The sequence below is a fragment of the Neoalteromonas flava genome, from assembly GCF_002807685.1.
In the GTDB taxonomy this organism is placed as follows: Bacteria; Pseudomonadota; Gammaproteobacteria; order Enterobacterales; family Alteromonadaceae; genus Alteromonas_E; species Alteromonas_E flava.
In genome coordinates this window covers 1-12,938 of the sequence record NZ_PEAX01000005.1, presented here as the reverse complement: position 1 = coordinate 12,938, position 12,938 = coordinate 1, and the positions used below count along the sequence as shown (strand labels likewise).

Sequence of the window (12,938 nt, the reverse complement as noted above, 5' to 3'; positions counted from 1 at the left end):
GTAGTAAGTGAATTTTCGTACTTAATGAATACAAAGTGTAACACAATGTTAAATATTATTGACATGTAGTTAGAAAAAACAAACAATCTGCGTCAACTAAGCTTTTTAGGGATCGTTATGAACATGTCATTTTCAGAAAAAAGCGCGTGGATATCCTTAGCTGTGGTTGTCTATATTTGGGGCGACTACGCCATTGGACTTTATAGTTTGCACACCAGCAGCGCACCATTGGTAGATAAACAAGAATTGATATTACAGATGATAACGACAGCAGTAATTGCGGTGATTATCGTTGAATCAGTTTTTCATGCAGTGTTGGCCATGGCTCATCCGAAAAAGACTGAACAGCAGGGCGATGAGCGCGATAGAGCAATTGCTTTGCAAGCAACCAATGTTGCGTACACCATTTTATTTACTGGAGTCATTATGACTATCGGTCATCTATTGTGGGTTGAACATTTCGGTCGAGCCACATATTCAAGTAGTTTTAACATACCCTTTATTGAAGTAAACATATTGCTTTTCAGCGCATTATTGGCGGAAGTGTTTCGCTTTGGGTTTATGCTTAAAGAATATCGTTTGGGGGTTTAGCAATGCCCTTGCACAACAAGGTACGTGAATGTCGATTTTTTGCTGATGAGATGACCCAGTCGCAATTAGCTGAGGCTGTAGGGGTAACGCGTCAAACGATCATGGCGATCGAAAAAGGGCGATATTCCCCATCGTTAGAGGTTGCTTTCAAGATTGCCTTGGTATTTGCCAAGCAGATCGACGAAGTGTTTTGGTATACGCCAGATTCCTCGTTATAATTACGGTTTTTATGCGCAGCTAGAATCCACTGCGCGGATTAATAAAGGAACTCGAGTGTCAAACGCGAAACGCAAATGGTCTATTGAAGACGCCGAACGTATCTACGGCGTATCTCGCTGGGGTGGTGGCTACTTTCATATTGGTGAAAATGGCAATGTGCAAGTAACACCTGATCCTGAAAACCCAGAGATGCGCATCGACTTCCAAGCCGTTATCGAAGAAATTAAACAGGAAGGTGTGCAATTCCCAGTGGTTGTGCGTTTTCATGACGTGTTACGGACTCAAGTTGAAGCATTAAATAAAGCCTTTAACAGCACCATTGCAGAGGCTAATTATCAAGGCCAGTACAATGGTGTGTACCCGGTCAAAGTTAATCAAATGCGCGAAGTCGTTGAAGAGATTGTTGATGCTGGCACCCCTTTCAACTATGGCCTCGAAGCTGGCTCAAAAGCAGAGCTTATTACTGTTTTAGCGTACAACACTAATCAAGATTCGTTGACGATATTAAACGGTTATAAAGACGAAGAATTTATGCGCCTTGCTTTGCTCGGTACTAAGCTAGGCCGCAAGGTCATGGTTGTAGTAGAAAAATACAGTGAGCTTTTGCTGCTGGTAAAAATTGCCAAAGAACTCGATATTGAACCCAATATTGGTGTCCGCTCAAAAATGACGGTAAAAGGCCGCGGCAAGTGGGAGGGCTCAGGTGGTGACAGAGCCAAATTCGGCCTTACCATCACAGAAATCATTAAAACTGCACGCTACCTAGAAGAGCAGGGATTAGGGCATTGCCTTAAACTTCTTCACTTCCATATCGGTAGTCAATTAACCGATATCCGTTCGGTTAAAGAAGCCATCAGCGAAGGCGCCCGGATCTATGCTGAACTGCATAAAATGGGGTTTGCCTTAGAATATGTCGATGTTGGCGGCGGTCTTGGTATTGACTATGATGGCAGTAAATCGACCAACGACTCCTCACGCAACTATACCATGCATGAATATGTCGCTGACGTCGTTTACGGAATGAAAGAGGTTTGTGATCTTGAGGGCGTTCCGCACCCTACATTGGTTAGTGAAAGTGGTCGCGCGATCACGGCTCATCACAGCTGTGTGATCACCGAGATTGTTGGCGAAATCCGCTCAAACAGTGCTCAAATCGATACTACCAGCGTCGAAGGCGAGCATATATTGGTCAGCAACATCCGCGACTTATATGAATCGTTGGATAACCACCCCAATTTACAAGAAGTATTTAACGATGCCTCTGAATATAAAGAAAAGGCCGTCGATGCATTTAAGTTGCGGGTCGTTTCATTAGAGGAATTGGGTAAAATTGAGACATTGTATTGGCTGATCATGGAAGAGTTGCAGCGCCGCTTCCGCTCCGTTGATTTTGTGCCAGAAGAGTTACAAGAGCTTGATTACAACCTCTCCTCACAATACCTGTGTAATTTCTCAGTGTTTCAGTCCGCAGCAGATACCTGGGCCATCGACCAGCTGCTTCCGGTTGTTCCGCTGACCCGTATGGACGAAGAGCCTACCGTGAACTGCTCGTTGGTTGACATTACCTGTGACAGCGACGGTAAATTGGATCAGTTCACTATCGAGCGTGGCATCGCTGACGTATTGCCCGTGCACCCACTGAAGAAGGGCGAACCCTATCACGTCGGATTATTTTTGACTGGGGCCTACCAGGATGTGATGGGTGATATGCATAATCTATTTGGACGCCTAAACGAAGTTCACATATTTAGTTATGACGATGATCCGCAAGATTTCTACATTGAGGAAGTGGTCAAAGGTTCATCCGTCAACGATGTGCTCAGTGTGATGCAATATAACCCGCAAGCCATGGCTACTGACGTTAAGCGGCTGATCGATAAGCATGTCGCTAATGGCGGGATGAAACCACGCGAAGGTGTACGCTGGACTGACTTTTATGAAAGTTGCTTAGCTGGTTATACCTATTTAAAAACCAGCTAGTAGTTAGGGCGAGGTTGTTGCCGCAACCGTGGGCTGCTTATAGTGTTTAAAGTAGGCCGCCCAAAACTCGGCCGTGGTGTAATTAATCAGATTGCTTTCAGCATTCATTAACATTGCGTAGGCAGCGCCGGTATCGGGGGAAAAACTGATATCGGCACGATACCCCTTCACCCACCCGCCATGATAGACCAAGCGATGCCCGGCAAAATCATAGATCCGCCAACCCAAGCCATAATGTGCATCTTTGAGATGTTCGCGCCAACCACGTCGATAAAGTTCACGCGTGGTGCGGACTCGCGGTGTTGCCACTTCAGTTATCATGTTATCAGACACAACATCTGGGTATTCAGCCAACATAGCTTGTAGATAAATCAACAAATCCTGAATACTGGCGTTAACACCTGCCGCAGGCGCAAAACGATAATAATTATTTTCCACGACACCCTCGCGCCAGCGATCCTTAGCAATCGCAATGTGCGGGCGCGCCCAACGCGTCGCTCCCATTAACGCCCCCTTTCCTGCACTGGCATTTTGCATATCCAGCGGGGTGAAAAGGTGTGTCTGTAGTTGTCGATGATAGGAGGTATTTTGACTCGAGAAGTAATGTTCTAAAGTACCAAACAATGCATTTTGATAGGTATAACAATCACCGGGCGCGCACAATGGCTCCAAGTCAGCCAATTGTCCTAATACCCGCTTGAGTGGGTAATCAGCCTCAATTAAATTATCATAGGCATTGGGCATAAAACCGCTGGATTGACCCAGCAAGTGTTCAAGCTGGATAGACGCTGTATTAGGGGTATTGAAATTCTGTTGACTCACTAATTGGGTTAATTGCGTATTCCAGTTAAGCTGCTTTTGCTCGACCAATTTAGCCATCAGCACCCCAGTGAAAGTTTTAGACACCGATGCCAATCTGAACACCGTGTCTTTATCAATCGCTTGCCCACGTCGATGCGTTTTACCTTGAGTTACAATGACAGGTTGTTCACCTTGTTGATAGTAAACCAGCGCGTAACCGGGAATATTGAGGGTACTTGCGCGCGACTGCACATCTGCGGTATACGCTGAAAGCCAGCTTGGCGCGGGCTGACCATACGCTGAGTTCAGGCACAATAACAGGCTTGTACCTACCCACACCAACGCACTCAAGCGACGTAGAGTCAGTGATGTAAGCACATTGTATTGCGGCCAATCTGGCAAAACCCTTTTCAACATGGTTTTTAACTACAACCTTACGCGAAAATCTGCGGAGGTAGATTATGTTGTCGCTGGGTAATGAAAGCAAATTTTCGCGACGGAAATTTGTTTCAAAACGCGTCAGCATTGAATTCCGATTTCTTCGCATTAAACGGTAATTTTTGCGCTACACTCTCGCCATTCACGTTGATATCAAAAGCCTCATGATAACGCATACACAACATCTGCAATATCAATCAGCCCGCCTGTCACGCGACCCGCGCTTTGATGGGCTGTTCTATGTTGCGGTTAAATCAACGGGTATATTTTGTCGTCCAATCTGCCCGGCCAATCTGCCTTTAGAAGAAAATGTAGAGTATTTCCCAATTCGCCAGCAGGCAATTCAAGCGGGATACCGCCCGTGTTTACGCTGCCGACCAGATAGTGCGCCCGGCTCGAACGCATGGAAAGGTAAGGATACAACTGTAGAGCGAGGGCTTAGGTTACTCCAGCACGAGCCCCATTTGAGCATTTCAGATATTGCTGAAAAGCTGGGGATCACGGAACGCTATTTTCACCAGCTTTTGCGCCGTCACATGCAGCTCAGTCCAAAACAATTCAAATTGCACTCGCAATTATTAAATGCCAAACAATTGCTACATCAAACCCAATTGTCCGTCGAAGATATTGCTCAAGCCGTCGGCTTCAATAGCAGTCGTAGCTTACAAACCCATATGCGGAATAAACTCGCTATCAGCCCTTCGCAAATTCGCCGGAATCGCACCATTCAGGCCAGTGAGGAGATTCAGGTTGAACTGAGTTATCGCCCACCCTATGACTGGAAAGGGATGCGCGATTTTCTCTCATTGCGCGCAATTGCTCCGCTTGAGCAAGTCACTGAAGACAGTTATTCACGTTACTTTCAAAGTCCTGGGGAAACTGGCATATCGCGTGTCACCGCGACACATCAAGGGCATAAAAATAGCTTTTCGGTCACGCTACGTTTGACTAATTTAAATCACCTAGTCGGAGTGATCAGTAATTTGCGCCGGGTGTTAGATTTGGATGCAAACCCACTAGTCATTCACGCAAGTTTGCGCGCCAGTGGACTCAGTGAAGATGATATTACGCAAGGTATACGGTTACCGGGCGTGTGGAGTCCTTTTGAAGCAGCATGTCGCGCTGTTGTAGGGCAACAAATTAGCGTAAGCGCGGCAATTAAGCAGCTTCAGAGCATCGTGAATGCGCTACAAAATTCTGATGCCCTGGAAGCTCATTCATCATTTCCTTCACCTGCACAGATTTGCGCCTTAGATGATAATATTTTGCGCATGCCGAATGCACGTAAACAAACACTGAAACAATTGGCTACGCTGTTTGATAACTCTTCTCCTCCCTCGCCCGATGCAATTATAGCCGTTAAAGGAGTCGGGCAGTGGACGCATAATTACATTCGCATGCGTGGTAATTCCGAGCCTGATGTATTGCTGGACACCGATTTAATCATAGCGCGCCAGCTCAAAGAGTTGGATCTCGAACCGAACCTAAGCGCCCCTTGGCGCAGTTACTTAACCCTACAACTTTGGCAACGTGCCAATGCTGGAAAACAGGATTAATCCAATGCTTGCTCACGATTACCTTACCACCCCTATCGGCACTCTTGAGATCTGCGCGAATACCGCAGCAATTACTTCAGTACTCTTTGTTGAAAGCACGCGTACAGCACATCCCAATTCAATTACTGCGCTCGGAATCAATCAGTTAAAGGAATACTTTGCCGCCCAACGTCAACATTTCCAGTTACCATTAGCGCCTACCGGGACGCAGTTTCAGCACAAAGTATGGCGGGCATTGCAACAAATCCCTTATGGTGAATCAGTCAGTTATAGTAATATCGCGCTTGCAATAGGTAATCCTCAAGCGTGCAGAGCGGTAGGGGCGGCTAACGGCAAAAACCCGATTAGTATAATCGTTCCCTGCCATCGCGTGATCGGACAGAATAAACGCTTGGTTGGCTATGCTGGCGGACTTGAGCGCAAAGCCTGGCTATTACAGTTAGAAGCGCAGCAAATGAATCAGTTGATAACCTAGTTAAACCATAAAGGCATAGTTCAGTGCACACACTCAGTACCATTAAACTTTTTCTCCTTGGCGCCATTTGGGGCTCATCGTTTCTGTTTATGCGCACTGCAACCCCTGAGTTTGGCGTTTACGCATTGGTTGAGGTTAGAACTGTATTAGCTACGCTTTTTCTTCTCCCTTTTGTGGTTTTGGCAAAACAATGGCGAGATGCCATTCAACACTGGCGAGATATTGCCTTTGTAGGCTTGGTGAATACTGCCATCCCTTTTTGCTTATTTAATTATAGCTCGCTGCATTTGGAGGCCGGGTACAACTCAATTTTAAATGCCACAGCACCAATGTTTGGGGCGTTAATCGCATTTGCGTGGTTGTCAGAACGGCTATCACGCTCAGCTTTTATAGGCCTGTGCATAGGATTTTCTGGCGTTATTCAGATCAGCTGGGCTAAGTTAACCTTTGGTGACGTAGGTCTTTTACCCATCGCAACAGCACTGGCTGCGACCTTTTGCTACGGCTTGTCAGCAAGTTATATGAAACGCCGTATGCAAGGCGTAAAACCGTTAGCTGTGGCGGCAGGGAGCCAGTTGTTCGCGTCATTATTCTTACTGCCAATCGCTATTTTCACTTGGCCTGAAACATCAATTAGCGTCAACGCCTGGTCGCAGGCATTAGCCTTGGCATTATTGTGTACTGGTGTTGCGTATATTCTATATTTCGATTTGATTGCGACGATAGGCCCTTCCAAGGCAATTACCGTGGCCTATCTTGTACCCTTATTCGGGGTTATCTGGGGCGCTATCTTTTTAACCGAGCGGTTATCTTTCTCAGTCTACGTGGGTGGGCTTTGCATTCTGATTGGGGTTGCCCTAACCAATGGGCTATGGGACCGATTGCGGCACCACTCGAAAACAACGTATTGATAACGTTATGCTGTTTTACTCGCTATTCAGCAAGTTGCATACGCACCACATTATTACCATCACGTTTGGCTTGATATAGCGCATCATCGGCATTCGCTGTAATCTCATTCATCGGCCGCGGAACCGCCGTATAAGAAACCCCAAAAGAGGCAGACAGGACTAAACCTTTATGGCTATTGGGCGGTTGTATATCCCCAACGCCCTGGCGCAGCGATTGAGCGATATCAAATGCCTCATGCGGCCCTGTATCTGGCAATAAAATAATAAATTCTTCACTGCTCCAGCGGCCAACGATGTCTCTCTCGCGCACACGGCTGACAATAAATCCGGTAAAGCTTTCGAGAATTTCGTCGCCGACATTGCGACCAAACGTATCATTAATACTGGTAAAATTATCGATATCGATAATGATCACAGCAACCGCATGCTTCTTATCAATCAGTTCGTTGTATTTCTCTTCAATTGCCAAACGATCAGGTAATCGTGCTGGCGTAATTTGTAAACGACTACCGTGCATATCTTTGCGGAAATAATACAAAATATTATAAATAACCAAGAAGAGCGCAAAAATAACCACCAACAAAGTAACCACACTGGCAACAAAACCTCTCGATATTTCGGTTTGTCTTGCATTGAGTGGGCTCAGCAGATAAAGCGTCCAATCAAACTGCCCTAACTCGATCTCCGCAATCAAGTGGTCCTTTTCGGCTACCGTCACTAACAAATTATTGAGTTTTTTATTGGCTTTAACTTCATCGTCCAAACTCACGTACCAAGGTAATTGCGTTAAGTTTTTGAACTGGGAGTTCTCCGCCAGCAAAGAGGGATCTGAGGACAACATGATGTCATCATTGGTATCGACGAAGATAAAATCATAACCGTGTTCGCGCTTATAATTATCAAACACGCTAATGAAACTATTCAATGCTTTACCGACGCCAAAAAAACCGAGAAATTTGCCGTCGTCATTAAAAATTTTAAGGTCAATATAAAAATGGGTATCTTCCCACTTACCAATGTCGGCAACTGCATCGCGTGGCCCATCTTTATACTTGAAATACCAGCTAACTTCCCCTTCGATAAGTGCCAACTCAGAACCATCGGAGTTAATTTGTTTACGCTGCGGCTCACTGGCAATAAAGAAAATCATATCAAACTCAGACTCTAAACGTTTTAACATCGCCAACGCTTTAGTCTTATCGATACTTTCTCCCTCTGCTATATCCATTAACTCGATGAGCTCTCTGGACTTACTCAGGGTTTCTGCAATGTGTAGGGGTTTAATGAGTTGATCAACAACCAAGTCAATCGCGGGAGACATGGATGCTTGTTGAGCGCGGCTTTGCTCAGCGACAATCTTGCTAATGCTAAAATGCACCAAGGTCACTATTGCAAAAATAACAACCGCAAATAGCACTAAAATACTGCGATGAAGTGTTCTAAAAATACTCACTTACCAACTGCTCCTTAGAATGACGTTGACAACGTAGCCACCACTTAGAACTCTCTTCGATAATAGCATGCTTAAGGTTTCGCGCAATTCAGCGCTGACAATTTAGCCAATGTTCGCTAAACTTCGCGGCAATGAATTAAAGGAATTTTGTTATGGCGTTATCAGTAGTAATTCTTGCAGCAGGTAAAGGCACACGGATGAAGTCGGCACTTCCCAAAGTACTCCACCCAATTGCGGGAGTCCCTATGGTGCAACGGATTATCAATACCGTAGAGCAGATCGGCGCCGACAGTGTCAACTTGGTCTATGGGCATGGTGCTGACATGCTCAAACAAACGGTTACCGGTAAGAACATGAATTGGTGCCTACAAGCCAAGCAATTGGGTACCGGTCACGCCGTGCAGCAAGCCGCCGACCAGCTCGTCGACGGCGATGACGTGCTAATTTTGGTGGGTGATGCACCACTGATCAAGCCAACCACGTTGCAGCGCTTACTAGCCGCGAAAGCCGAAGCTGACCTTGCACTTCTCACTGTAGAATTAGACGACGCCACAGGTATGGGCCGTATCATCCGTGATGGTGATAATGTCACCGCCATCGTCGAACATAAAGACGCCACAGACGAGCAACGTCAAATTAAAGAAATCAATACTGGCATGATGGTTATTCCTGCCACTGATCTAAAACGCTGGTTAGGACAACTCAGTAATAACAATGCACAAGGCGAGTATTATCTTACTGATGTTATTGCGATGGCCGCGAATGAAGGCAAACAAATTCGCGCTGCTCACCCGGAAAAAGTGTTTGAAGTTGAAGGCGTAAACAACCGCGTTCAATTGGCCGCGTTAGAGCGGGCCTATCAATTAGAGCAGGCGGAGACAGCCATGTTGTCCGGTGCGTCATTGGCTGATCCTGCACGCTTTGACGTGCGCGGCGAGCTAATCGTTGGTAATGATGTACAGATAGACATCAATTTTGTTGCACAAGGTCGCGTAGTGCTTGGCAATAATGTAAAGATTGGCGCCAACTGTGTATTAATCGACTGTGAAGTTGGAGATAACACCGTCATCGAAGCCAACTCTATTATCGAAGATGCAAAAGTGGGAGAAGCCTGCGCTATTGGGCCATTTGCCCGCTTGCGTCCAGGTGCAGTGATGCATCAAGGAGCCAAAGTCGGTAACTTTGTTGAAATGAAAAAGACCATCTTAGGCAAAGGTTCGAAAGCCAATCACTTAACTTACCTTGGCGATACGATAGTGGGAGAAAACGCCAATATCGGTGCTGGCACCATTACTTGTAATTATGATGGCGTAAATAAATCCAAAACCACCATTGGCGATAATGCCTTCATCGGATCGAACTCATCGTTAGTCGCACCTGTGAACATTGGTGCTACCGCAACGGTGGGCGCAGGCTCTGTTGTTACTAAAGATGTCACAGACAACCAGTTGACCATCGCACGCGCCAAACAGCGCAATATCGAAGGCTGGCAACGCCCAACGAAAAAGTAAATTCATTTTGGAGATTAATTAAAGGCGCTGAGGCGCCTTTTTCTTTGCCTTCAACAAAGTTATCAAAAACAATACCATTAGTTTCGATTTAATACTTGTTTATTTCGTTTTGAAAGGTATATTGCTTTCACTTCGTAATTAAAGGTGTTTGTTTTGGCCCGAGTGAGTACCCTTCAACGACAACAATCGATCCTCGATCAGCTTGATCGCGTGGGCCGAGTTTCGGTTGACGACCTTTCTAAAACCTTTGCCACGTCTGAGGTTACGATTCGAAAGGATCTACGCACACTCGAAGCTGCTAATAAACTCGTGCGCCAATTTGGTGGTGCGGTGAAAATCAAAAACGAAACTAAAATCAGCAATAATGTTTCGAATCGAAAGAAAAGTATCGCCGAGCAAGCCGCCAAACTTATTCAATCAGGCGACCGTATCGTTTTAGACTCTGGCTCTACTGTTATGGCTTTGCTGCCCCATCTCATCGATCGTAGCGATTTGGTGGTAATGACAAATTCACTGGTCGTTGCTAATACCCTTTCCCAATCAGAGACCCCACCTAAATTACTATGTTGCGGTGGCTCGTGGGACATTCAATCACAATCTTTTCAAGGACAAATGGCAGAAAAGATGCTCTCGGCCTATGATTTTGATGTGGCATTTATCGGTGCGGCTGGGGTCGACGGCGAACGCGGTACGACAACATTCAACGAATTAACCAATTTAAGTCAAGTAATGGCGGCCAATTCAGCGCGGGTAGTGATTATGGCTGAAGCCAGTAAGTTGCATCGACGGATCCCGAATGTCGAATTGCCTTGGTCGAGTATTACCACTTTTATCACCGATGACACCATTGATGAGGCATCGGTTTCACAAATTAACGAACATGGCGTAGAAGTCATCTGCGCAACAAACGAGGACTATTAATATGTGTGGGATTGTAGGAGCAGTTGCGGAACGTAATGTCGTTGAGATCCTGTTAGAGGGTTTGAAACGGCTGGAGTACCGAGGTTATGACTCTGCCGGTGTCGCATTGCTTAATTCAGCAGGTGACCTAAGCCGTATTCGACGCGTTGGCAAAGTGCAAGAGCTTGCTGATGCAGTTACACCCGACAATAGTATCGGCAGTACCGGTATCGCCCACACGCGCTGGGCAACGCACGGTGGTGTAACCGAAGACAACGCCCACCCGCATACCTCAACTGAGCGTATTGCAGTTGTGCATAACGGTATTATCGAGAATTACCTCGATCTACGCCAAGAGCTCACCAACCTAGGCTACACGTTCTCCAGTGATACAGACACTGAGACCATCGCGCATACGGTGAATGAAGTTCTCAAATCATCTTCAAGCTTATTGGAAGCCGTTCAGCAATCAGTGAAGAAGTTCCACGGCGCTTACGGCACCGTGATAATGGACACCCAAGATCCAAGTCGAGTTGTGGTCGCCCGCTCTGGTAGTCCGTTAGTGATTGGCTTAGGTTTAGGCGAAAACTTTATCGCTTCAGACCAACTAGCATTACTCCCAGTAACGCGTCGTTTTATCTTCTTAGAAGAAGGTGATGTTGCGGAAGTCACGCGCCGTGATGTGAAAATTTATGATGTGAATGGCGAGCCGGTTGAGCGCGAGATCATTGAATCTAACGTTGAGCATGACGCTGGCGACAAAGGCGGCTATCGCCATTACATGTTGAAAGAGATCCATGAGCAACCCACCGTGGTGCGTAATGCACTGCAAGGTCGTTTAACCGAAACCGGCATTGCCGACAACTTGTTTGGTCACAATGCTGACGAGATCCTAAAAGACGTAAAGCATGTTCAAATTATCGCATGCGGTACCAGTTATCATGCGGGTATGACGGCGCGCTATTGGTTAGAGCAATATGCGAATGTCTCATGTAACGTTGAGATAGCGTCAGAATTTAGGTACCGCAAGTCGGTCGTACACCCAAATAGCCTGTTAGTGACTATTTCTCAATCCGGTGAAACGGCAGATACTCTGGCAGCGTTACGTTTAGCTAAAGAGCTCGGTTACATGTCAACTTTGACTATTTGTAACGTGCCGGGGTCTTCATTGGTGCGCGAATCTGACCTTGCATACATGACCAAAGCTGGCGCAGAAATTGGTGTAGCCTCAACCAAAGCATTTACCACCCAATTAACAGCATTCTTGTTACTCACCCTAGCCCTGGGTGAGCACAACGGGTTAGATGAAACGGCGCGACAGTCCATCCTTAAAGGCTTGCATAGTTTGCCAAGCAAACTAGAGGAAACCCTTGCGCTCACGGGCGGTATCGAAAACCTGGCCGAAGAGTTTGCCGACAAACATCACAGTTTATTCTTAGGCCGTGGTGACCAATATCCAATTGCGATGGAAGGCGCGCTTAAGTTGAAGGAAATCTCCTACATCCATGCCGAAGCCTATGCATCAGGTGAGCTCAAGCACGGCCCACTTGCGCTTATTGATGATGAAATGCCAGTCATTGTCGTTGCGCCAAACAACGAGCTACTAGAAAAACTCAAGTCGAATGTTGAAGAAGTGCGCGCTCGTGGCGGCATCATGTATGTGTTTGCTGACAAAGATGCACGCTTCCAAGGTGACGACACCATGCGCGTAATCAATGTACCGCACTGTGAAGCACCAATTGCACCGATTATCTACACTGTACCTCTACAATTATTGTCCTATTATGTGGCACTAATCAAAGGTACTGACGTTGACCAGCCACGGAATCTGGCGAAGTCTGTCACCGTAGAATAACAAGGGCCGAAAGGCCCTTTTTTTTCTGTCGAACAATGCGGTTTTTAATTTAACTAGTGGTCAGAAAGATAACTTCTTTTCAGTCATCCTCGCGCAGGCGAGGATCTCCTTCAGACAAGTTGCAGTCGTTGTGACTTATTGGTGTTAAAAAGCAAGATCACAGAAAGCAGACATTCAAGGCTCGTATCGTCCCTCCCAAAAGGAGACAGTCACTTTTTATAGAAAACTAATACATTTTGGCCCGCTTC

The 12,938-nt window shown here is 46.2% G+C and carries 11 protein-coding genes; 9 read left to right on the top strand and 2 right to left on the bottom strand.

The genetic code is table 11. The features are described 5' to 3' along the window. Positions 1-117 precede the first annotated feature (117 nt). The 3 genes from CSH92_RS12010 to speA are packed head-to-tail and all read left to right on the top strand — an operon-like array spanning position 118 to position 2,790. Positions 118-591: a hypothetical protein gene (locus CSH92_RS12010; protein WP_100657892.1), complete on the top strand. Its 474-nt coding sequence runs from the start codon at positions 118-120 to the stop codon at positions 589-591. Between the two features lie 2 nt (positions 592-593). After that, positions 594-809 (top strand): helix-turn-helix transcriptional regulator, encoded by a 216-nt coding sequence (locus tag CSH92_RS12005; RefSeq protein WP_100657891.1) that lies wholly within the window; start codon positions 594-596, stop codon positions 807-809. 55 nt (positions 810-864) lie between these two features. Continuing rightward, complete coding sequence (gene speA, locus CSH92_RS12000) at positions 865-2,790, top strand: biosynthetic arginine decarboxylase (RefSeq protein ID WP_100657890.1); 1,926 nt, start codon at positions 865-867, stop codon at positions 2,788-2,790. Positions 2,791-2,793: 3 nt separating this feature from the next. Here speA and CSH92_RS11995 read toward each other — a convergent pair whose 3' ends face one another. After that, complete coding sequence (locus tag CSH92_RS11995) at positions 2,794-3,969, bottom strand: serine hydrolase domain-containing protein (protein ID WP_420807513.1); 1,176 nt, start codon at positions 3,967-3,969, stop codon at positions 2,794-2,796. A 182-nt stretch (positions 3,970-4,151) separates the two neighbouring features. Between CSH92_RS11995 and CSH92_RS11990 the strand changes: the two genes are divergently transcribed. The 3 genes from CSH92_RS11990 to CSH92_RS11980 are packed head-to-tail and all read left to right on the top strand — an operon-like array spanning position 4,152 to position 6,971. Then, positions 4,152-5,585, top strand: coding sequence for an Ada metal-binding domain-containing protein (locus CSH92_RS11990; protein WP_240612802.1), 1,434 nt, complete (start codon positions 4,152-4,154; stop codon positions 5,583-5,585). A 4-nt stretch (positions 5,586-5,589) separates the two neighbouring features. Further along, positions 5,590-6,060, top strand: coding sequence for a methylated-DNA--[protein]-cysteine S-methyltransferase (locus CSH92_RS11985; protein WP_276307872.1), 471 nt, complete (start codon positions 5,590-5,592; stop codon positions 6,058-6,060). A 23-nt stretch (positions 6,061-6,083) separates the two neighbouring features. Further along, the gene (locus tag CSH92_RS11980; protein WP_276307871.1) at positions 6,084-6,971 is read left to right on the top strand and encodes a DMT family transporter; all 888 of its coding nucleotides are present in this window, start codon (positions 6,084-6,086) and stop codon (positions 6,969-6,971) included. 22 nt (positions 6,972-6,993) lie between these two features. Here CSH92_RS11980 and CSH92_RS11975 read toward each other — a convergent pair whose 3' ends face one another. After that, positions 6,994-8,424 (bottom strand): diguanylate cyclase, encoded by a 1,431-nt coding sequence (locus tag CSH92_RS11975; RefSeq protein ID WP_100657886.1) that lies wholly within the window; start codon positions 8,422-8,424, stop codon positions 6,994-6,996. A 152-nt stretch (positions 8,425-8,576) separates the two neighbouring features. Between CSH92_RS11975 and glmU the strand changes: the two genes are divergently transcribed. The 3 genes from glmU to glmS all read left to right on the top strand — a co-directional run bounded on the left by glmU (position 8,577) and on the right by glmS (position 12,690). Then, positions 8,577-9,935: a bifunctional UDP-N-acetylglucosamine diphosphorylase/glucosamine-1-phosphate N-acetyltransferase GlmU gene (gene glmU, locus CSH92_RS11970; RefSeq protein ID WP_100657885.1), complete on the top strand. Its 1,359-nt coding sequence runs from the start codon at positions 8,577-8,579 to the stop codon at positions 9,933-9,935. 162 nt (positions 9,936-10,097) lie between these two features. Beyond that, a complete protein-coding gene (locus CSH92_RS11965) occupies positions 10,098-10,856 on the top strand; it encodes a DeoR/GlpR family DNA-binding transcription regulator (protein WP_338063740.1) in 759 nt (252 codons plus the stop codon). A 1-nt stretch (position 10,857) separates the two neighbouring features. Continuing rightward, complete coding sequence (gene glmS / locus CSH92_RS11960; protein WP_100657884.1) at positions 10,858-12,690, top strand: glutamine--fructose-6-phosphate transaminase (isomerizing); 1,833 nt, start codon at positions 10,858-10,860, stop codon at positions 12,688-12,690. The last annotated feature ends 248 nt before the right edge of the window (positions 12,691-12,938 follow it).